Source organism: Sphingomonas xinjiangensis, assembly GCF_014199255.1.
Classification (GTDB): domain Bacteria; phylum Pseudomonadota; class Alphaproteobacteria; order Sphingomonadales; family Sphingomonadaceae; genus Sphingomonas; species Sphingomonas xinjiangensis.
Genome location: NZ_JACIJF010000005.1, coordinates 191,050 through 213,566 on the forward strand (window position 1 = coordinate 191,050; position 22,517 = coordinate 213,566).

The following is a 22,517-nucleotide window of genomic DNA, read 5'->3' on the forward strand; positions in this document are numbered from 1 at the left end:
GAAGCCAATAAAATAGCTACGGCCCGCTCGCGGTGGATCAGGGCGCAATTCACCCGTCAACCGATGATGAGGGTGGCCGCGGGCGCCTGTTGCCACAGTGTCCTGACCCAAGAACCCACTGCACAGCGTCAAGGTCTTCCGATTCGCAACGAGTGCAGACGAGGGGCTTATGATGGCGAAGCCTCCTAGGCGCAGAACCAACTATTAATCTTATAAATTGCACTTGCGCAGCCTTTGCGCCGTGTCGACGCGTAGCTAGTTCGTCTTGGGAATGTAGGCCTGACAACGCTTGACAACACTCCCGCCTGTGTTAGCGTTATCACCGGCAAGGCAAAAATGCATGCCGGTGACACAAGTGGCTCTCCAGCAGCCATTGTCCAGGAGGGGATATGACTAGTTCACGACTTGCGCTGGCGTTGTCGCGCTCAGCTTCGATTCTTGCGATCACCACTGGCTTCCTGATGTCCGGCACAGCCGCCGCGCAGGACGCCGCATCTTCAGGCACCACCGCCGGGGCGGAAGCCGCTTCCCCCATCTCACAAGAGGAACCGACCACCGACGAAGTGGTCGTCACCGGCATTCGCGCGTCACTCGAGCGTGCGATCGCGATCAAGCGCGATGCATCGGGCATTGTCGACGCAATCTCCGCCGAGGACATCGGCAAATTCCCGGATACGAACCTGGCCGAGTCGCTCCAGCGCATTCCCGGCGTGTCGATCAACCGGACCAACGGCGAAGGCTCGCTAGTGACGGTGCGCGGCTTTGGCCCAACCTATAATCTGGTGACGCTGAACGGCCGTCAGCTGGCGACGTCCAACGTGTCGGTCGTCGGCGGCGATCAGAACGCCGACAGCGCGCAGGGCACCAGCCGTTCCTTTGACTTTTCGAACCTCGCCACCGAAGGCGTTCGCACGCTGGAGGTCTACAAGACCGGACGCGCAGCCATCCCGTCGGGCGGCATCGGCGCGACGATCAACGTGGTCACGCGCCGCCCGCTCGATAGCCGCGACTCCGGGCTGAACGGCAGCATCGGCGCGAAGGCGGTGTACGACACCAGCGTGAACGATTGCATCGATTGCGGCTCGAAGGTGACGCCCGAGTTTTCCGGCGTGTTGAGCTGGAGCGATCCGGACCAGCGCTTCGGCGTCTCGCTGTTCGGAAGTTATCAGAAGCGGAACTTCACGTCGATCGCCGCCACGTCGAACGATTGGAACATCATTCCGTACAGCACTTTCCTGACCGGCGGTTTCGCCCGCAGCGGCGGTGCGTGTGCGGGCGGTACGCCCTCGCCCACCTGCACGGTCGTCAACAATGCGCCGACCGATCCCAACCAATTGGTCGCGATCCCGAACGACAGCCGCTACCACTATGCTGAGGGCACGCGCGAGCGCATCAACGGCCAGGCAGTGGTGCAGTTCAAGCCCACCGATTCGCTGACACTCACCGCCGACGCGTTGTATGCGCAGAACACCCAGTCGGAAATCCGCTCGGATCTCTCCAACTGGTTCAGCCGCCCGTTCGACGTCGTGACGTTTGACGGCAACACGACCGTCGCCACGGCAAATTATCTGCGCGAGACGATCAACGGCCAGAAGGACGAAGGCTTCGAAGCACAAACGCGCGGTCAGAAGGGCAAACTCGAAGATTATGGCTTGAACGCCAAGTGGGAGATGGCGAGCAACTTCTCACTCAACCTGGATGGCCACTATTCCAAAGCGTCGAGCCGCCCGGACAACCCCAATGGCGCCTCCTCTACACTCGTCGGATTGGGCGCCAACGTCGTGTCGCAGCACTCCGTCGACTATAGTAACGGTATCCCGCAGCAGGATATCAGCTTCGGACCCAGCGGCCCGCTCGACCTTGGCGATGTCGGTTCGCAAATCGGACGTACCTTCACAAACACCCAGGAGCAGGAGGTCAAGGAAGTCCGGGCCGATTTCGGCTGGAACTTGGGCGAAGAGAACCGGTTCGACTTCGGCGCGAACTATCGCACCGCCGACATGCGCCAGACATCGGTTTCGACACAACAAACGCTGGGTGACTGGGGCATAAACAACCCCGGCGATGTCGAGCGACTGGCGCCGGGTGCGCTTCAGACCTTCTGTCTCGAATGCAAGTTCGACAAGTATAATCCCGGCGGCGATCCTGAATCGCAAGTTGCATTCCGTGGCAACGCGTCGTCTATCTACTCGATCCTTTCGCCTTATTATGCCGGCCTGGATACCGGCGCGGCGCGTCCGCACGCGGTCGGCGTGACCGGCAATCAAGACAACCGGGTTAAGGAAGAAATCTGGGCCGCTTATGGCCAGCTCACCTGGAAGGGCGAATTGGCGGGTGCACCAACCCGGCTTGTGGCAGGAATCCGCTACGAGCATACCAAGTCGGAGACCACCTCCCTGGAGGCGATCCCCGGGGCGATCACCTGGGTGTCGGACAACGACTTTACCGTGTCGATTTCCAATGAAACGCGGTTCGTCACCGAGAGCGGCAGCTATGACAACATCCTGCCTCAGATCGACTTTCAGGTCGAAGTGGCCCGCAACCTGCTCGGGCGCATTTCGTACAGCAAGACGATTTCCCGCCCGAACTATGGCAGCCTGTACACCGCCACCACCGTGGGGGGGCCACCGCGCCCGATCAATAATGGCGGCATTGCCACTGCAAACACCGGCAACGCTCGCCTTCGGCCGCTGATTTCGGACAATTTCGATGCGTCGCTCGAATGGTATTTCAAGCCGGACAGCTATGTGTCGATCGCGTTGTTCGACAAGCGGGTGCGTAATTTCATAGGCAACGGCCAGTTCACCTCGGACTTGTACGGCTTGCGCGATCCAAGCTCGGGTGCAGCGGGAAGCCGGTCCGGCATCGCCCGGGATGCATTGGTCGGCCTGGGCGCGGACATCAGCGACGCCAATCTATTCGTGATGACCGCGCTGCTAGATTCGACCGGCTCGATCGGTGCCGCGACCACTCAGTTCAGCGCGAACTACAATCCGGCCACACGGTCGTTGAACGATGATTACTTGAAGTCGATCAACAATTCGCTGGACGTGGCGGCGCTGCCGACGGACCCGCTCTACCAGTTCCAGGTGACGCGTCCGATCAACAATCGCGATGCCGAGATTTATGGCATGGAAATCGCAGGTCAGTATTTCCTCGGCAGCACCGGTTTCGGCGTTGCCGCGGCGTACACGCTGGTTCGGGGCGATGTCGGGTTCAACATCGGCGCAAGTCCAAGCGAGGACCAGTTCGCGCTGCTGGGACTCAGCGACACTGTCAGCGGCACGCTGATCTACGAAAAGAACGGCCTCTCTGCCCGGGTCGCCTATAACTGGCGCGACAACTTCCTGTCGGGCATCAACCGTGGGTCTTCGCGCAATCCGGAGTTTACGGCCCCGTTCGGCCAGCTGGATGCCACCCTCAGCTACGAGATCACGCCGCAAATCGCGATCACACTGGAGGGCATCAACCTGCTGGAAGAAAGCGTGCGCACCTATGCGCGTGACGAGCAGCAATTGTGGTTCGCGCAGGAGCTCGATCGGCGCTTCCTGCTTGGCGCGCGGTTCCGGTTCTGAGCAGCTTGTCGGAATAAATGGAGAAGGGCCGTTGCGCGAGCAGCGGCTCTTTCTCGCTGGTTGAGGACGAGCAGGCTTTGCGCCATGATGTTCGCAATCCATCAAAGCAGTTGGATGACGCTCGATGGCCAACACGGTCGTACTCAACAATGTCGAGCATGCCGATCTGGTCGTGGCGATACGCCACGGAGCGGCGTTCGGCGATGCGGTAAATCAGGTGCTGGTTCTTCCGACCGAATTTGAGGAAGCACAGCGGGACTTCCCGATCCTGTTCCGCCGGGGAGGCGATGAGCTCGAAGCGGTAGCCCTGCTCGGGCTCGACCGCGACGAGAACCTGTTTCTGGAGGGAAAGCGCTGGCAGAGCCGGCACATTCCGCTGGTCCAGCAGCGCGGGCCATTCTCGATCGATGTGCCAGCGCCAGGCGCAGGAGAGCCTATGCTCCACATCGATCTAGACGACCCCCGCGTCGGTGCGGCTGACGGAGCGCCCTTGTTCCTGCCGCACGGGGGCAACGCCCGCTATCTGGAGCATATCACAAAGCTCTTTCAGGCGATCTATGCTGGGGTGGATGCCGCCAAAGCTATGTATGCCGCGTTCGACGAATTCGGGCTGGTGCAACCGATTGCGCTGGAGGTGATGCTGAACGAAGAACAGCGTTATGCGATTACCGGGCACGAGGTGCTGTCCGCCGAACGCTTGGCGGCACTGAATGGCGCTGCTTTGGCCGCGCTCCACCAAAGGGGTTTCCTCGGACCCGCCTTCCTGATCGCGGCGTCGCTGAGCAACATCAGCCAATTGATCGCCCGCAAGAACGCGCGGCTAGCAGCTATATGAGCCATGCCGCGCGCGTGGAGCGGCGCACGCGCGTCATAGAAGGCATTGCGCCCGATGCGATCCCGTTCGACGCCTTGATGGTGGAGCAACAGCCTGCGATCCTTCGCGGTGTGGCATGCGATTGGCCACTGGTTCGCGAAGGTTTGGGTTCCGCCAAGAGCGCTCTCGATTATCTCGCGGGCTTCGACGCCGGGCGGTCGGTTGTGGCCTTTACCGGCGCGCCTGCCATCCAGGGGCGGTTCTTCTACAACGAGGCGCTGACCGGCTTCAATTTCGAAGGAGCGCGGGTGGGCCTGTCGGCCATGCTGAAGCGCATTGTCGATCATCTGGTCGACGTCGACGCGCCGTCTTTCTACATCGGCTCCACGGATCTCGGCACGTATCTGCCCGGACTGCGTGAGGCGGGAAACGACCTAGTCCTGAACCATGCGATGTTCGTCGCGAACCCGCCGATCACGAGCATCTGGATCGGCAACCGCACCGTCGCCACGGCCCATTACGACATGTCCCATAATCTTGCCTGCTGCGCCGTAGGGAGGCGCCGGTTCACGCTGTTTCCACCCGAGCAAGTCGCAAACCTGTATCCGGGGCCCCTGGAGCCGACGCCGGGCGGGCAAGTGGTCAGCATGGTCGACTTCAGGCAGCCGGACTTCGCCGCGCACCCTGACTTTCGAACGGCGCTGGAGACCGCCGAAATTGCCGAATTGGAACCGGGCGACGTGCTGTTCTACCCGGCTTTATGGTGGCACCATGTCGAAGCGCTCGATCCGTTCAACGTGCTGGTGAACTATTGGTGGAACACCTCACCCGCCTTCATGGACACGCCGCAGAACACGCTGCTCCATGCCATGCTGAGCCTTCGGGATCGGCCTGCTCCTGAAAAAACGGCGTGGAAGGCGTTATTCGACTATTACATTTTCGGCCCGTCGGAGCGCGCGAGCGCGCACTTGCCTGAACACGCGCGCGGGCCGCTGAGTAGTTTGGATGCCGCCACGGCACGCAGGCTTCGCGCACAACTTATAGGGAAGTTGAACCGATGAGCGAGCAACGGGTTCGCCGCGTGGTGATCGCCGGCGGCGGCACCGCAGGCTGGATCGCAGCGGCGGCTTTGGTGAAGCAACTGGGCCCGTTGCTGGATATCACCTTGGTGGAGTCGGACGAGATCGGCACGGTCGGCGTCGGGGAATCCACCATTCCGACGTCGCGCCGCTTTCACCAGATGCTCGGCATCGACGAGCCGGCCTTTATGCGCGAAACCCAGGCGAGCTTCAAACTGGGCATCTCGTTCGAGGATTGGACCCGCAAGGGCGACCGATATTTCCACTCCTTCGGTCAGATCGGACGGCAGGCGAGTTGGATGGCGGACTTCCACCATTTCTGGCTGGAAGCACAAAGCCAGGGCTTTGGCGGTCACCTGGCCGACTACAGCCTGGAACTGAACGCAGCGGCCAGCGGGCGCATGGAGGTCGGGGCACAGGCGCAGGTTCAATATGCATTCCACTTGGACGCCACGCTTTATGCCCGCTTCCTGCGGCGGCTGAGCGAAAATGCCGGTGTACGCCGCGTCGAAGGCAAGATCACGCGCGTCGAACAGAATGGCGAATCCGGCTTCCTCAGGGCGCTGGTGCTCGAGTCCGGCGCGCGAATCGAGGGCGATCTATTCCTCGACTGCACCGGCTTTCGCGCGCTCCTGAGCGAGCAGACGCTTCAAAGCGGGTTCGAGGATTGGAGTCAGTGGATCAGCACCGACTGCGCTTTTGCGGTGCAGACGGAAACGGCGGAGCCGCCGGTACCCTATACCCGAGCGATCGCCCACCAGGCCGGGTGGCGCTGGAAGATCCCGCTTCAGCATCGCGTCGGCAACGGGCTGGTGTTTGGCAGCGAGTTCCTGTCGCCCGAAGCGGCGCGGCAACAGTTGCTCGATGCGCTGGATGGACGGCCATTATTCGACCCAAGGCTGATCCGCTACCGCACGGGGCAGCGGCGCAAGGTTTGGAACAAGAATTGCGTCGCATTGGGCCTGTCGAGCGGGTTCATCGAACCGCTGGAATCCACCAGCATCCACTTGATCAAGACCGGCGTCACGCGGCTGATCCAGGCATTTCCGTTTGGAGGCATCGGCGAAGCGCAGACGGCGCGGTTCAATGCCCAGGCTCGCCACGAGATGGAAGGCGTCCGCGACTTCATCATCCTCCATTATCATCTCAACCACCGCGAAGAGCCATTTTGGGAGCGGTGCCGGACCATGGCCATTCCTCAAACGCTGGCAGAGCGCCTCGCCTTGTTCGTGGAGGCGGCACAGGCATATCAAGCCGGAGACGATCTGTTCCGCGTCGATAGCTGGGTGCAGGTCTTGCTTGGGCAAGGGCTGGCGCCGCAGGGCCATCACCAACTCGCGCGGATGATGCCTGCCGACAATCTGCGCAAGACGCTGGATACGCTCCGGCAAGAGGTCATGACCGCGGTGAAGGCGATGCCCCGTCATGCCGAGGTCCTGAAAATCTACTGCCCCTCCCCGCTTTGAGCGGAGCTCAAGCGGCACTCGATAAGGACAACGAATGCGATCCAGTCATATCGGCGCTTTGATTGCGGCATTGCTGGCGTCCTGCCCCGCCTGGGCCGGCGAGCGCTGGGTCGCCAGCTGGGGTTCCGCCCAGATGATCCCGCTGGACGAAAATGCGCTGCCGGCGGCGCGGGCCAGCGACGTTACCCTGCGTCAGGTGGTGCGGCTTTCCGTAGGCGGCAAGCGGCTGCGCGTCCGCTTCTCGAATGCGTTCGGCACCGCGCCGCTGGTGATCGGCGCGGCATATCTGGGAAGGCAGGCTGCGCCGGGCGGCGTGGCGCTGGTGAAAGGCAGCAGCCATAGCCTGAGCTTTGCTGGCCAGCGCAGCATCACCATTCCGGCAGGCGCCGAGATATACAGCGATCCCATCTCGATGGCAGTCGCGCCGGGCGGCGATCTGGCGGTCAGCCTGTATCTGCCCACCGCGCCAGCCGTTCAAACCGGCCACCCCGGATCGCGCGCGACGAGCTTCCTTATCGCGGGAAACCGCGCCGCCGACGACGCGCCGGCAGGTGCCGAACCATCGCCACGCTGGTGGGCCTTGGCAGACATCGAAGTCGAAGCGCCCGATGATAGCGCGGCGGTGGTGGCGATCGGAGACTCGATCACCGACGGTTACGGTGTGAAGCCGGACACGCACGGGCGCTGGACCGACGCCTTTGCGGCGAGACTGCGTGCCGATCCGGCGACACGGGGAATCGGGGTCGTCAATGCGGGGATCGGCGGCAACCGCATCCTGCTCGATGGATCGGGACCCAATTTGATCGCGCGCTTCGACCGAGACGTGATCGCGCGCAGCGGCGTGCGCTGGGCAATCCTGCTGGAAGGCACCAACGATCTGGGCATGCTGACCCGCGATGCGCCGGCGACGCCTGCGGCACATGCAGCGATCGTCACTCAGTTGATCCAGGCCTATTCGCAAGTCGCCGCACGTGCGCATGCGCATGGGATCAAGCTGATCGGCGGGACGATCACGCCCTTTGGGGGTAACGAATATTACCACCCGGGTCCTGCGTTGGAGGCAGCGCGTCAGGCAGTGAACCACTTCATCCGCACCAGCGGACAGTTCGACGCGGTCATCGATTTCGATAAAATTCTGCGCGATCCCGCCCGCCCTAACCGGCTGAACCCGGCCTATGACTCCGGCGACCATCTTCATCCGTCGATGGCGGGATACCGGGCGATGGGCCAGGCCGTTCCATTGGCATTATTCAAAAAACATTGAACGTTTCCAGCAAACAACAAAAAGGCGGCAGGCCCGTAGGTCTGCCGCCCAGTGGGGGGTTTTGTTAAAAGGGGTCAGAACCGGCCGCGGATACCTACCAGTACGGTGCGGCCCGGATTGTAAGAGTTGAAGGTCGCATTCTCGAATTGGAAATAGCTGCTTTGCGCTTCCTTGGTGATGTTGATCACATTGAGGACCAGGGTCGGCAGATACTTTGCGCCGAGCACCTTGCTCAGATCGACATTGCCTGAGAAGTCGAGCTGACCATAATCGCGGCCGAAGATCGCGGCGTTAGGGATGCCGTTTTGATTGAGGCCCGAACCCTGCGATCCTTCGTTGAAGGTGTAGGTCAGGCGCGCCGAGACCCCGTTGCCTTCATAATAGCCGGTTGCGGTGTAGGTAGTCGGCGCGACGCCGATCGCCACGGCCGGCGCGCCGGCACCCTCACCCTTCTGGTCGATCAGCGTCAGGTTGCCCTGGAAGCCGAAGCCTTCCACGCCGATATACCGAGTGAGGAAGTCGAGCGGCTGGGTGATCTGAAATTCCAGGCCGTTGACCTTGAGCTTGCCGTCCGAATTGACCTGTTGCTGGATCACGATCGGCACCGAGCTGAGCGACTGGCCGGGTGCAGCGCGCGCCGCCAGTGCGTCACGCTGGGCCTGGGTCAGCGAGTCGATGGTGATGCCATAGGGATCGAGGAACGAGAACGGCACGGTGTTGAGGCCGTTGACCGTAAAGCCGGTGATCGACTTGCGGAACGCCGCAAAGGCGATCACGCCCTCTCCGCCGGTGTAATATTCAAAGCCAAAATCGATGTTGGTCGAGATGTAGGGATCGAGCGCGCTGTTGCCCACCGTGCCGATGTCCGCCGAAGGCTGAACGAAGCTGGCGCCGGGCAGCAAAGCGTTAGGATCGGGACGGGTCAGCGTCTTCGACACGGAGCCGCGCACCACTGCCTTGCCCGCGAAGTCGAAGGCGATGCTCGCCGAGGGCAGGAAGTTGGAATACAGCGTGCGCGTGTTCGGGAAGGTGTTGACGTTGGGATAGCGCCCCCCGTCCGGCAGCGTACCGCCCCCCGCCAGCGTGTTGCGTGGATCGGGAACGCTGACGCGCCCGCCGACGATCTGTTCGGTGCGGACATAGCGCAGGCCGCCGTTCAGCCGCAGCGTGTTGTCGCCGATATCGAAGATACCGTTGGCCTCGGCAAAGGTGCCGGTGACCTTTTCCTGGATCAGGCCGCCATTGGCGCCGCTGCTGCCCGCGCCAGTCTCGGTCGCCTGCGACAACAGGGTGTCATATCCGGTAGCCGTGCGGAACTTGTCCCAATCGACGGTAACGTAGCCGGTGTCGTTCGGCCGCAGGAAGCCAGGCACCGCCGCGGTAGGGATCAGCGATCCGGCATAGGAGATCGGTGGCGCACCGACGGTGGCGTTGGTGCCATAGCCTGGGAAAGTCGGGAAACCGGCCGGTGTCGCCGTGCCAGGTTGGTTCAGCCCGGTGCACGGAGTGGTGCCGGTGTTCGGCGCCAGCAGGGCGATGTTGATGCCGTTGCCGCAAATCGCGTTCTGCCACGGATTGGTGTTGTCGAACGGGGTAATCCGGCGCTTCGTATCGTCGTAGGCCGCGCCCACCCGGACGCTGAAGCGGCGCGCATCGCCGAACAACAGGCTGCCGCGGATGCCCTTGGTCTCAGTGGCGCGTTCCTCGCCGTTCAGGTTGACGCGGCCGCCGCCGTTCCAGCCGAAGTTGCGGGGATCGTTGAGGTCGATGTTCGCGCTGATCTGCGGAATGCCGCCATCATTGACATAAGTGGCCGTGGTGCCGCTGCTGGGCGGCGTGATGACCAGCACCGTCGGGCTTTCGCGGCGGAAATTGCTCTTGGTGTAGTTGGCCTGGAGGTCGCCCTTGACCCAATCGTTGATTTCAAAATCGAGGCCTGGGTTGACGCCCCAATAATCCTGCACATCGCGATAGGGACGATATTCGAGGAAAAACTGGGCGTTGGCATAGGTGCCGCCGGTGACCACGCAGCCAGTGGTGCAATCGCTGCGATCATACGTGGTGTTGATCGGAATCGCCGCGCCGTTGCGGCCGACGAAGTTCATCGCGGTGCGGGTGAACTCGCTGACCCGACGGCCGTACATGCCGTCGACATAGAAATGCAGCGCATCGCTCGGCCGCCATTCGGCCGAGGCCAGGAAGCTCTTGCGGTCGCGATAGCCGATCTCGGTACGCGGGCGGCCCAGGCGCGGGATCAGACCGTTATCGATCTGCGTGATGTTGGCACCCGGATTTAGCGCGAGCAGCGCTTCCTGGTTGAGCGGCGCGCCGACGGTCAGGCCGTTGCCGGCGTTGATCGGTACGGTGCCTGGAATAGTGAAGTTGCCGCCGCCGGTGGTGTTGCAGGCGGTGCGGCACTGGGCCGCAGCGATCTGCGCAGCGGTGGGCCCAGTGGCGCCGGCTGTTACCGCTGGCGTGAGGAGGTTGGGATTGGTCCAGCCGATCGTCTCGAACCCGTCGACGCGGAACTCGTTGCGCGAAAGCGACGCGCCGGCCAGCAGGCCGAAATCGCCAAAGGTGGCGCTGGCCAGCACATGGCCGCGATAGCCCCATTTGTCCGCCGGACCCGACTTGGAACCCTGAAGCGCATAGCTCACATAGGGCTTGGGATTATCGAACGGGCGTGCCGAGCGCAGGTTGACGGTGCCGGCGGCGCCGCCTTCGACCTGGCTGGCGACCGGCGACTTGCTGACCGTCAGCTGGGTGAACAGCTCGGTCGGCAGCATGTCGAGATCGACTTCGCGGTTCGTGCTCTGTGCGTCGAAGCGGACGGATGCGATCGCGACCGGCGCGCCGTTCAGCAGCACGCGCGTGAAGTTGGTGCCCAGACCGCGAATCGCGACGTTGGAGCCCTCCCCCGTTACTTCGCGGCTGATGGTGACGCCGGGAATGCGGTTGACCGATTCGGCGATGTTGGTGTCGGGGAATTTGCCGATATCTTCGGCGAAGATCGTGTCGGTGAAGCCGATCGAATTGCGCTTGGCGTTGGTCTGGCTCTGCAAGGAGGCGCGATAGCCGGTGACGACGATATCCTCGTTGCCGGTGGCGGAGGGATCGGCGGGCTGCGCCTGTGCACCGGCATCGTCGATCTGCGTCGGGGCAGTCTGACCAGCGCCGGTATCCTGCGCCGTGGCGGGCGTCTCGGCGCTGCTGTTCGACGAAGCGGTAGGCGTGCCCTGCACCTGCGCGAAGGCGGGCCAGGCAGCGGTGGTCAGCAACAAGGTAGTCGCGAGCGCCAGCGGACGGCGCACGGCAAGCGTGGTGGCACGATCAGTCATTTTCATCCTCCCAGGACCGCTCCTTGCCATCCGCACACCGGCTTCAGCCGGTTATGGTAGCGATCACATTTCTGCTCGGTAACAATCGACGCGGCATCGTGTCAATGGACAGCTGTCATACAACTGGGCTTAATTGCCGGGTGCGAACGGGAAGCTCTGCGCCTTGTACCAGTCGAGCGTGTGGGGAGGCGCGGCGGTGCCAGGAGGCAGCGGACGGCGGCTGACCGACTGGAAATAGGCGATGCTCGCATCGCGCCACCAGCGCGCCTCCCGCGCCTGTACACCCAGGAAGCTGGCGGTGTGCTGCCAGCGCTCCGAACCGACGAACGGGCGCAGCGCGTCCCACTGGCCGCGCATGGCGTCCACCGACGCCACTCCGCGGTCGTAGCGGCGGACCAGCGTGTCCCACAGGGTGCTGCCATCGGCCATGCGCCGATCCCACGACAAGTGGTGAAACCAGAGCAGCAGGTCCTCGCCGGTCTTGTCCGGGTCTGCGAAGCGGCGGGCGACCGGTGCAGCATATTGCGCGACGGCGTTGCTGCCGGTCCGGGTGCGATCGAAGCCGATGCCATCGGCGCCGGCGCGGTGATAATAAGTGGGGTTCCATTCGGGGCGGGACAGGTCCGACACCCAAGGTCCCGGGCCGTAATGGTGCCCGGTCGCCATTAGGTGCGCCAAGCCCAGCGGCGTCATGTAATCCACCGCCGCCTGCCGCGAGCGCATCATCATCTGCGTCACCGGGCGGACAAAGGCCGGATCGGGCGTGAAGGTCAGGCCGGCCCATTCGGCGGCGATCGCCTGCGGGTCGGCCCCCGGATTCCAGGCGAAGCGGCCGAACGCGTACCAATTGGCTTGATCGAACACCGATCCCGACCAGTTGCGGTCGTTGCCGATATTGGCGACGCCGGCGATGCCGGACAGGCGGTGCCCGTCGAGTGATCCATCCACCACCTTGGCGACGGTCGAGCCGCGCCCCTTTGCGAAGGTGTCGGCGTTGAGCGTCTCGGCGAACAGGCTGCCGAGATAGACGAGGTGGGTGGAGAAGCCGAGATACTCCTTGGTGATCTGGAACTCGACCATCATCGGCGTCTTCGGCATCGCGCCGAACAGCGGATGGAAGGGCTCGCGCGGCTGGAAGTCGATCGCGCCGTTCTTGACCTGGACCAGCACATTGTCGGCGAACTTGCCGTCGACCGGCTTGAACTCGGTATAGGCCTGTTTGGCGCGGTCCTCCGGATCGGTCTCGGCATAGACGAAGGCGCGCCACATCACGATGCCGCCATGCGGGGCGACCGCGGCAGCGAGCGCGTTGGCGCCATCGGCATGGGTGCGGTGATAATCGCGCGGGCCGGGCTGGCCCTCGCTGTTTGCCTTGACCAGGAAGCCGCCGAAATCCGGGATGGTGCGGTAGATCTCATCGGCCTTGGCCTTCCACCAGGCACGCACGGCGGGATCGAGCGGGTCGGCGGTCTTGAGTCCGCCCAGTTCAATCGGTGCAGAGAAGCGGGCTGAGAGATAAACCTTGATGCCATAGGGGCGCAGCATGTCGGCAACGGCTGCGGCCTTGGCGAGGTAGGGCGCGGTCAGGCTCTCGGCCTTGGCGTTGACGTTGTTGAGTACCGTGCCGTTGATGCCAACCGAGGCGTTGGCGCGCGCATAGTCGATGTAGCGCGGGTCCTTGGCATCGGGCAGCCGCCACCAATCCCAGATCGACTGCCCGGAATAGCCGCGCTCGACGCTGCGATCGAGATTGTCCCAATGGTTGAGGATGCGCAGCTTCACGCGCGGACGGTCGACGATGTCGAGGCCACTGAGCGGTTGCCCCAATTGCATGCGGCGGATGAGCGCGAAGGCACCATAGAGTACGCCCACGGGACGATTGGCGGCGATCACGGTTGTCGGTTGGCCGTGCACGGTAGCGGTGCGGAGCAGATACCCCTCCTCCCCGAGGCTGGCGAGCGGCAGCTTCAGCGCCGCGACCCTGGGGGTGTTGGCAGTGCCCAGCAGAATGGCTCTGGGGGCCGCGCCGGATGTACGAACAACCGGTTCACCGCGAATAGCAGCGAGTGCCCGTGTCACTTCATCAGCAGCTACGCGCAGGGTGGCGTCTCCTTCCTCGGCGTACACCGACGATGGCAGGTCGGCCTTCTGCGCCGCCGAGAGCGGATGGTAGCGCAGCCACAGGTCATAGCCATCCTCGGCGAGAGTTGGTGCGGCACCGAATATCAGGGCCAGAACCACTGCACATCGTGCGACAAGACGGCGCATTGCCTCTCCTTTTCCATGAGCCGTCGCTACGCGGCGCGGCCTTGACAATTGCGGCATGGCTATCATGGTAGCGTTATCAATGACAAGGCGGCTCAAGCCGCCGTTCGGCCGGGAGCGGCCAAGGAGAGGATAGCAATGGGTTCGCGCGACATCATCGGGCTGCGTTCCAGCCGCCGTGGGCTGCTGGGCTGGTTAGGCTCCGCCTCGGTTCTGGCGCTGAACCCCGGCACCGCACTGGCCGCTGTCGGCCCGGTCTACAAGGACTCGCGCGCGCCGGTCGACTTGCGCGTACGCGATCTTCTTGGGCGGATGACGCTGGAGGAGAAGGTTGGTCAGATCATTTCACTCTGGGGCACCAAGTCGGAGATCATGGTCTCCGGCGGGCTCGATTTCGATGCGGCAAAGGCGAGCACCAATTACCCGCACGGCTTCGGACAGGTCACGCGCCCGTCCGACCGACGCGGCGGACCGCAAATCGCGGCGGTAGCGGGCGGAACCGGCGCACGCTGGCGCGGCGGCGCTTCGACGATCGCGTTCGTGAATGCCGTGCAGCGCTGGGCGACGCAGGAGACGCGGCTTGGCATTCCCGTGATCTTTCACGAAGAATCGCTCCACGGCTATATGGCACCCGACGCGACCATGTTCCCCCAGGCGATCGGCATGGCCGGCAGCTTCGACCGGGAACTGATGCACGATGTGCAGGCGGTGATCGGGCGCGAGGTGCGCGCGCATGGTAGCCATCTGGCGTTATCCCCGGTGGTCGACATTGCCCGCGATCCCCGCTGGGGCCGCATCGAGGAAACCTTCGGTGAAGACCCCTATGTCTGCGGCGAAATGGGCGTGGCGGCGGTGCGGGGGCTTCAGGGGGATGGCGGCACGCTGGCGCCCGGCAAGGTTTTCGCGACGCTGAAACACATGACCGGGCATGGTCAGCCGCAAGCGGGCAACAATATTGGTCCCGCTCCCATCGCCGAGCGCGAGTTGCGCGAGCATTTCTTCCCTCCATTCCGCGCCGTGGTCGAACGCACCGGCATCGCCGCAGTGATGCCGTCGTACAACGAACTGGACGGCATCCCCAGTCACGGCAACAAGTGGCTGCTGACAGACGTGCTGCGCGGTGAATGGGGCTTCAAGGGCGCGATCGTCAGCGATTACGGCGCAGTGGAAGAGCTCGGCACCATCCACCATGTCACCGCCGACAAGGAAGAAAGCGCACGTGCCGCGCTAGCGGCCGGGGTCGATAGCGAACTGCCCGATGGCACCGCCTTTCGCACGCTGGTGGCGCAGGTGCGCGACGGGCGCGTTGCGCAGGCGGCGGTGGACGCCGCGTGCGGGCGCATGCTGGCGCTCAAGTTCCGCGCCGGACTGTTCGAGAACCCCTATGCCGATGCCCGGGTGGCGGCTCGCCTGACCGGCAATGCCGAAGCGCGCGCGCTGGCGCTCAAGGCCGCGCACCGCTCCCTGTGCCTGCTCACCAACGACGGCACCCTCCCCTTGGCGCCCGGTGCGCACAAGCGGGTGGCGGTGATCGGCCCCAACGCGGCGGTGGCGCGGCTCGGCGGCTATTCGGGTCAGCCCAAGGTCGCGGTGTCGCTGCTGGACGGGGTGCGCGCCAAGCTGGGCGGGCGCGCCGAGGTCTTGCACGCACAGGGCGTGTTCATCACTCGGTCCGAAGACCGGTCCGCCGATCTGGTCGAACTCGCCGATCCGGCCGAGAACCGTCGCCTGATGGCGCAGGCGGTGGAGGTCGCGCGCAACGCCGACATCGTGATCCTGGCGATCGGAGATACCGAACAGACCAGCCGAGAGGGCTTTGCCAGAAACCATCTGGGCGACCGCACCAGCCTGGACCTGATCGGAGAGCAGAATGCCCTGTTCGATGCGCTTCATGCCTTGGGTAAGCCGATTGTGGTATGCGCGATCAACGGACGCCCGCCCAGCTGGCCCAATGTGGTCGCCAAGGCCAACGCCGTGCTTGGCTGCTGGTACCCGGGCCAGGAAGGCGGCACCGCCATGGCGGACGCGCTGTGGGGTGATGTGAATCCGGGCGCGAAGCTGCCGGTGACCGTCGCCCGCAATGTGGGTCAGTTACCGCTCTATTATGACGCGAAGCCGAGCGTCGGGCGAGGCTATCTGTTCGACACCACCAGTCCGTTGTTCCCCTTCGGCCATGGCCTGAGCTACACCCGCTTCGAGATGAGCGCGCCGGTGCTGTCGCAGCCTCGCATTGGACGCGAAGGATCGGTGGACGTGACGGTGACCGTCCGCAACACCGGCCAGCGCGCCGGCGACGAAGTGGTCCAGCTGTATCTTCATGACGAAATCGCCAGCGTCACTCAGCCGGTGAAGAAGCTCGTCGAGTTCCAGCGTGTCACGCTCGCCCCAGGCGAGAGCCGCACCGTGAAGATGACGCTCGACAAGCGTGCTTTCTCGCTATGGAATCGACAGCTTGAGGAAGTGGTCGAGCCCGGCAGGTTCATAATCATGGCGGGCCCGAACTCGGCCGATCTGGAATCGGTTGCCATCGAGATCGCCTGAACCTTGATCACCCAGCCGCGCCGCTTGCCGGTAGCGCGGCCGCTGCATATGGTAGCGCTACCGAACATGTTCGCAGGAGGCACGAAGACGTCCGCGAACCAGGAGAAGGAAGACAGTCATGCACCGCCTCAAACTCGCCGTGGCGCTGGGCTTTTCGCTTGCCAGCGGATCCGCCCTGCTCGCTCAGACCGCCCGTCAGGACGGCGATCCGACGCCCCCCGCCAACGCACGCTATCTGTCGCAACCGCTTACCAGCGAGATTTTCACTGCCGACCCGTCGGCGCACGTCTTCAATGGCCGCATCTACATCTATCCCAGCCATGATATCGAGTCCGGCGTGCCCGATGATGATCTGGGCACCCAATATGCGATGCGTGACTACCGGGTGTTGTCGATGGACCGCATCGGCGGCAAAGTGACGGTGCATCCCGTCGCGCTGGACGTGAAGGACGTACCCTGGGCCTCCAAGCAGATGTGGGCGCCAGATGCCGCGTACAAGAACGGCACCTACTATCTCTATTTTCCCGCGCGCGATCCGCAGGGCGTGTTCCGCATCGGCGTGGCGACTTCCAAGTCGCCGACCGGCCCCTTCAAGGCCGAGCCCGAAGCGATCCGTGGCAGCTTCTCGATGGACCCCCAAGTGTTCACCGACAGCGACGGCCAAAGCTACATGTATTTCGGCGGCATCTGGGGCGGACAGCTGCAGCGTTGGGCGAACGGCAGCTATGATCCGAATGGCGGCGACACCGACCTGAAGCAGGATGACAAACCGGCACTGTCAGCCAAGATCGCCCGCCTGGACGGCAGCATGAAGCAGTTCGCCGAAACGCCGCGCGACGTCCAGATTCTGGATCAAGCCGGCAAGCCGATCCTTGGCGGTGACCATGCCCGACGCTTTTTCGAAGGCAGCTGGACCTTCAAGCGCGGCGACACCTATTACTTCACTTATTCGACCGGCGACACGCACATGCTGGCCTATGCCACCGGCACCACGCCCTATGGCCCCTTCACCTTCCGCGGCCATTTCATGAAACCGGTGCAGGGCTGGACCACGCATCATTCGGTCACGCAGGTCGGTGGCAAATGGTATTTGTTCTACCACGACACCCAGCGCTCGGGTAAAAACTACCTGCGCAACGTCAAGGTCACACCGCTGACCTTCAATGCCGACGGCACGATCCAGATGATCGACCCGTTCGTCCGCTGATGAGGTTACGGCGGCTTCGAAGATGCCTGGCTTGCTATCGCTCGCCGTCGCGCTGGATTCATTCAGCCCGTCAGCGTTCCGCCGAAGAGACATGGATCGGCAGGAACGCCGCCCCCAGCGTGATCGGCGAGCCGTGCAGGTGGGAGACGCGGATTGGCGGCTTGCGGTCGTGGACCGTGGTGGCGAGGTCGGCGCCGCGCAGTCGCTCGGCGATTCCCCGCAAAATGGCACCGGGCAGCGGCCCGGCAAGCACGATAGCGCCTGGATCGAGCCAGGCCAAAGCGGTGTTGCACACGACCTCGAGCTGCTGCGCGGCCCGGTCCATCCAGTTCGCGATCACTGCCGCCTGCTGTTCCGCGGTGGGGTCGATGTCAGCCACCGATGAGATCTCGCATCCCGACGCGCGCAGGCAGGAAAGCAAGTCTAGCGGGCTTGGACGCGGCCGGTCGCCGGGGAACAGGCAGCCGATCTCTCCGGCCGCGCCGAACTGCCCGCGTACCAGACGCCCGTCGACGATCACCCCCGCGCCGATGCCATAGCCGAACAGCAGGACGACCGCCGTCGAAGCTTCGCGAAGCAACCCGCCCAGGTAGAACTCGGCGATGGTGGCTGTGTTCGCGTCATTCTCGATCCAGAGCGGCCAGCCAAGCTCGGCATGCAATATCTCACGCAGATCGGCTCCGCGCCACTCTGGCATGTCGTCGACCACACTCCAGCGGTCGCCCTCCAGCGAAAGCGGAGGCCCGGGCACCGCCACGCCGATGCCCAGCATGCGGCGGCCCAATAGGCCGTGTCGATCGACCAGTTCGTGCGTACGCATCCGCACGCGGCGGGCGAAGTCGCGCGGGTTGAGCGGCCCGCTCTGCTCGTGATGCGTCGCCACGGTCGCACCCGCATAGTCGACCAATGCGATGTCGAGCATGCCCTTGTGCGCGGTCGCGCCAACGGCATAGCCGCCGCCGGCGGCGAGCCGCAGCGGCACCGCCGGACGCCCGCGGCGCTGCTCCAGCGTCTCCGCGACTTCCTCGATCACCCCCCAAGCCGCAAGCTCGCGCGAAAGCTTGGTGAGCGCAGTCGGGCTCAACCCCAACCGCGCTGACAGGGCCGAACGCGGCAGCGGCCCCGCGCGGCGCAGCTCGCGTATCAGCCGCCTTTGATCATTGCCGAATGCGGGAACGTGCATGTGCACGGTGTTTAGCGTGGCATGATGCGTTTTCTATTTATTATTTGAAGAATAATTAAGAGTGTCACATTGCGCCGCCAACGGGTCCCCGCCGCCGCTTCGACGGCGCCGCGATTTGAACTTTGGGGGGGCTTCATGCTCAAGACTGTACTCGCCACCGGCACCGCGCTGCTCGCGCTCACCGTCTGCGCCATGGCACCTGCACATGCGCAAACCGCAGGCCCTGAAACCACTGCAGCGGGCGATCCCGCCGATGGCGAGGCCGACGATGTCATCATCACCGGTTCCACACGCGCCCAGCGCCGGTTCGACGCATCCTACGCGATCAACACGATCTCGCAGGAGGATATCGAGAAGATCGCTCCGGTGAATTTCGCCGACCTGATCGGCCAGCTGCCCGGCTTCCAAACCGAGATCACCGGCGGCGAAGTGCAGAACATCTACCGCATTCGCGGCTTGCCGAACGATGGGGGCTTTGTAAGCTTTCAGCAGGACGGCCTGCCACTGTTCCACGAGAACGATGGCGTGTTCTTTCGCGGCGACGCGATCCTCAAGCAGGATCTGATGACCGAGCGCGTGGAAGTCGTGCGCGGCGGCCCTGCCCCGGTTTATGCCAGCTATTCGGGCGCGATCGTCAACGCCATCACGGTAACCGGCGGCGATACGCCGCGAGGCCGCGCGCAGGTGACGCTTGGCGACACCGGGCTATATCGCCTCGACGCCGTGCAGTCGGGCCCGCTTGGCGGCAACACCTATTACGCGATCGGCGGCTTTCTGCGCTATCACGACGGCTATCGCGACAACGGCTTCCCCAATGACAAGGGCGGCCAGCTCCGTGCCAACATCAAGCACGATCTGGACAACGGGTCGATCAAACTGAACGTCAACTACGTCAACGATCACAATGTCTTCTACTTGCCGATCCCGACCGCCGATCCGCGCAACCCCGGCGTCTCGCTCGATCCTTATATCGACTATTTCAACGGCACGATGAACTCGCCTGCCCTGCGGAACGTCGACCTGAGGTACCGTGATGGCGCGGGCGTGATCCAGAACCGCACCAGCGACCTGTCCGACGGACGCCACATGCAAATGGGCAACATCGGCATCCAATATGACGCCGATCATGGCGGCTGGCTGGTCTCTGCCAAGGCCGGATACACGCAGGGCAAGCTCGATTTCTCTGCATTCTATTCGACCACCAATCCCGCAGACGGCGCCAGCTTCGCCAATGGCTATCTGGCGCGTGCGACCTCGGCATTCGGCGCGGTCTCGCGCTTCGGCTACGTGCTTGCCGGTACTACAACTGCATATGATCCAAATGCGGCCTCGGGCCTGGTGATGCAGGGCCAGTATCGCGACATTCACTCGAACTTCTATTCGGCACAGGCGAACCTGTCGGTTGCCAAGCGCTTCGACACCGGGATCGGCAGCCACGACCTCAAGCTGGGCCTCTACGCCAGCCTTTATGGTGAGAACAGCACCACCACCTATCAGAACTACCTCATCGAGGTCGCCAGCAAGCCTCGCACCCTCGACTTGGTTGCCTATTCCGCAGCTGGCGCGGTGCTCGGCCGCGTGACGGACAATGGCGTGCTCAACTACGCAGCGACCCTCAGCAAGGGCGATTCCGACGCCAAGATGATCGCGATCTACGCCAACGACACTTGGGAGATCGTGCCGGGGCTGCGGATCGACGCCGGCATCCGCCACGAGCGCTATGACTATGAGGGCTGGGCCGCGCTCACCAGCCAGGCGAACCTGGGCGACGTTACCACGCTGGCAGACGACACCACCCGCGCCTTCACCGGCGCCGTCGTCAATGCCGGCCTCTCCCCCAATGTCACCAACTGGACCGTTGGCGCGAACTACGACTTCAACAATCATATCGGCATCTATGGCCGCGCCTCGCACCTCGAAACGCCACCGAACGTCCAGACCGTGATGAGCATCAACCCCACGATCATCACCACCGTGGCCGATCAGTACGAGGTTGGTCTGAAGCTCGCCGCTGGCCGCTCCTACCTCTACGTGACCGGCTTCTACACCAACTTCGATCCGCTCAATGCGTCGTTCCTGGCCTATGATCCGAACACCGGGCGCAACGACGTCAACGTGCCTTTCATCGGCGAGGCACAGGTCAAGGGCATCGAGTTCGACGGCGCATGGCGCGTGTCGCCCTGGTTTACGCTGAACGGCGCACTGACGATCAGCGACCCCAAGTACAAGAACTTCCAGAGCTCGACCGGCGCCGACCCGGAGCAGGCCGAAGGCAATCAGATTGTCCGCCAGCCCAAGGTCTATGGCAACATCCGTCCCAGCTTCGACTTCACCACGGCCGGTACCGACGTCTCCGTCTACGGCCGCTACACCTATATGGGGAAGCGCTATGTCGATCTGTACAACAACACAGCACTGCCCGCGTACGGCACCGTCGGCGCGGGCGTGACGCTGCGCCGCGGCGGCTGGCAGCTCCAGCTCGTCGGCGACAATCTGTTCAACGCGCACGGCCTGACCGAGGGCAACACCCGCACGGATTCGCTGAGCGGACAGGGCAGCGCGGAAGCGATCTACGGCCGTCCGATCTTCGGCCGCAACTTCCGCCTCGTGGTCGGCACCTCCTGGTGAGAATCGCGCCGATCGTCGCCGCCGCGGCGCTTGTCCTCGCGGCTGCCCCGGCTTCGGCCGGGGCGGTACGCGACGTGAAAATGGAATTGCTCGCGCGCCGGCTGTTCCCGCTGCTGACCGCGCTTGCGGACAGTCCCGACAAGCTTGGCCCCGTCCGCGCGCGGCCCGAGATCGCCGCGATCCTTCAGGCACGGCGATCCGCCCGCGCGGCCTGCGGCGACGACCTGTCCTGCATCGCGCAGGCGATGGTGTGGACCAAGAGCGACGCAGCGACGCTTTCCGCAGCGGTCACGGGCAACGGCGCTGCCGCCCAGGCGGCGCGGGAGATCGGCGGGATCAACGTGATCCTGCGCACCTATGCGCTGGGTCAGTCGCCGAACTACCCGGAGATCGACGGCGCCGGCACGCTCGATCCACAGGAAACCCGCGCTAGGCTTCAAGCCGCCCTCTGGCTTGCGGACGCGCCGCGCGAGGGCTCGCTTGCCGCGTTCGATCCCAGTGCCGAATTCGCACTGGCTCTACTCGACACCAACGACCGTACCGACGCGATCGGCTTCGAGCCGCTGGGCGAGGGCCTCAACGCGCCCGCGATGCAGCGGGCCCGCAGCATCGACTGGAAACGGTACCGCTATACCGCGCTGATCGTCACCGGCGTCGGCCCAGAAGTGCCCGACATGCCGCTCAGTCCATTCGGCAAATATCATCTGCGGCTCGCGGCGGAGCGCGGCGACGCGGCGACGCGGCGTTCATCATCGTGACCGGCGGCCGCGCCCATCCCCGCGCCACAGGCTTCGTGGAAGCCGACGAGATGCGCGCCGCGCTGATCGATCGCTACAAGGTGCCCGCCGCAGCGATCGTGATCGAACCCTATGCGCGGCACACCACCACCAACCTGCGCAACGCCACGCGGCTGCTGATGACGATGGGCGCGCCGCTTGGCCGAGACGCGCTGATCGTCTGCAATCCCGGGCAGAGCGCCAACCTCGCAAGCCCCCAATTCGCCGCGCGCAACATGGCGGAGCTGGGATATCAGCCCGGGCACGTCGGCCGGCGAATGTCGCCGACCGAGCTGGAGTTTCGCCCCTCGCCTGAGTCCGAGTGGATCGACCCGCGCGATCCCCTCGACCCCTGACCCGCTCAACCTGACGGAGCTTCCA

13 protein-coding genes are annotated in these 22,517 nt (G+C 64.0%); 10 read left to right on the forward strand and 3 right to left on the reverse strand.

Annotation, left to right across the window (positions count from 1 at the left end; all coding sequences use genetic code 11):
• Positions 1-389 precede the first annotated feature (389 nt).
• From FHT02_RS10995 to FHT02_RS11015, 5 genes are all read left to right on the forward strand, one after another.
• On the forward strand, positions 390-3,575 hold the full coding sequence (locus tag FHT02_RS10995) for a TonB-dependent receptor (RefSeq protein WP_184087445.1): 3,186 nt from the start codon (positions 390-392) through the stop codon (positions 3,573-3,575).
• Between the two features lie 124 nt (positions 3,576-3,699).
• Positions 3,700-4,410, forward strand: a complete 711-nt coding sequence (locus tag FHT02_RS11000; RefSeq protein ID WP_184087447.1) for a SapC family protein — start codon at positions 3,700-3,702, stop codon at positions 4,408-4,410.
• Positions 4,407-5,450 carry a cupin-like domain-containing protein gene (locus FHT02_RS11005; RefSeq protein WP_184087449.1) on the forward strand — a complete coding sequence of 348 codons (1,044 nt, stop codon included), beginning with the start codon at positions 4,407-4,409 and terminating at the stop codon, positions 5,448-5,450. The genes FHT02_RS11000 and FHT02_RS11005 overlap by 4 nt, the downstream gene beginning before the upstream one ends.
• Positions 5,447-6,934: a tryptophan halogenase family protein gene (locus FHT02_RS11010; RefSeq protein ID WP_184087451.1), complete on the forward strand. Its 1,488-nt coding sequence runs from the start codon at positions 5,447-5,449 to the stop codon at positions 6,932-6,934. The genes FHT02_RS11005 and FHT02_RS11010 overlap by 4 nt, the downstream gene beginning before the upstream one ends.
• A 34-nt stretch (positions 6,935-6,968) precedes the next feature.
• Complete coding sequence (locus FHT02_RS11015) at positions 6,969-8,198, forward strand: SGNH/GDSL hydrolase family protein (protein WP_184087453.1); 1,230 nt, start codon at positions 6,969-6,971, stop codon at positions 8,196-8,198.
• 74 nt (positions 8,199-8,272) lie between these two features.
• Here FHT02_RS11015 and FHT02_RS11020 read toward each other — a convergent pair whose 3' ends face one another.
• Positions 8,273-11,536: a TonB-dependent receptor gene (locus FHT02_RS11020; RefSeq protein ID WP_184087455.1), complete on the reverse strand. Its 3,264-nt coding sequence runs from the start codon at positions 11,534-11,536 to the stop codon at positions 8,273-8,275.
• A gap of 129 nt (positions 11,537-11,665) precedes the next feature.
• Positions 11,666-13,804, reverse strand: a complete 2,139-nt coding sequence (locus tag FHT02_RS11025; RefSeq protein WP_184087457.1) for an alpha-glucuronidase family glycosyl hydrolase — start codon at positions 13,802-13,804, stop codon at positions 11,666-11,668.
• 135 nt (positions 13,805-13,939) lie between these two features.
• Here FHT02_RS11025 and FHT02_RS11030 point away from each other — a divergent pair, with 135 nt between their 5' ends.
• Both FHT02_RS11030 and FHT02_RS11035 read left to right on the forward strand, forming a co-directional pair.
• Positions 13,940-16,342: a glycoside hydrolase family 3 N-terminal domain-containing protein gene (locus FHT02_RS11030; RefSeq protein WP_184087459.1), complete on the forward strand. Its 2,403-nt coding sequence runs from the start codon at positions 13,940-13,942 to the stop codon at positions 16,340-16,342.
• Positions 16,343-16,460: 118 nt separating this feature from the next.
• Positions 16,461-17,549, forward strand: a complete 1,089-nt coding sequence (locus FHT02_RS11035) for a glycoside hydrolase family 43 protein (protein WP_184087461.1) — start codon at positions 16,461-16,463, stop codon at positions 17,547-17,549.
• A 70-nt stretch (positions 17,550-17,619) separates the two neighbouring features.
• On the opposite strand, the gene FHT02_RS11040 is transcribed toward FHT02_RS11035, so the two are convergent.
• Positions 17,620-18,732, reverse strand: coding sequence for an ROK family transcriptional regulator (locus FHT02_RS11040; protein ID WP_184087463.1), 1,113 nt, complete (start codon positions 18,730-18,732; stop codon positions 17,620-17,622).
• 135 nt (positions 18,733-18,867) lie between these two features.
• On the opposite strand from FHT02_RS11040, the gene FHT02_RS11045 reads away from it, so the two are divergent.
• The 3 genes from FHT02_RS11045 to FHT02_RS21555 are packed head-to-tail and all read left to right on the forward strand — an operon-like array spanning position 18,868 to position 22,492.
• The gene (locus FHT02_RS11045) at positions 18,868-21,360 is read left to right on the forward strand and encodes a TonB-dependent receptor (protein WP_184087465.1); all 2,493 of its coding nucleotides are present in this window, start codon (positions 18,868-18,870) and stop codon (positions 21,358-21,360) included.
• On the forward strand, positions 21,357-22,118 hold the full coding sequence (locus FHT02_RS22050; protein ID WP_343056913.1) for a hypothetical protein: 762 nt from the start codon (positions 21,357-21,359) through the stop codon (positions 22,116-22,118). Before FHT02_RS11045 ends, FHT02_RS22050 begins: the two co-directional genes overlap by 4 nt.
• Entirely contained in the window at positions 22,115-22,492 is a 378-nt protein-coding gene (locus FHT02_RS21555; protein ID WP_343056914.1) for an ElyC/SanA/YdcF family protein, read from the forward strand. The genes FHT02_RS22050 and FHT02_RS21555 overlap by 4 nt, the downstream gene beginning before the upstream one ends.
• Positions 22,493-22,517 lie beyond the last annotated feature (25 nt).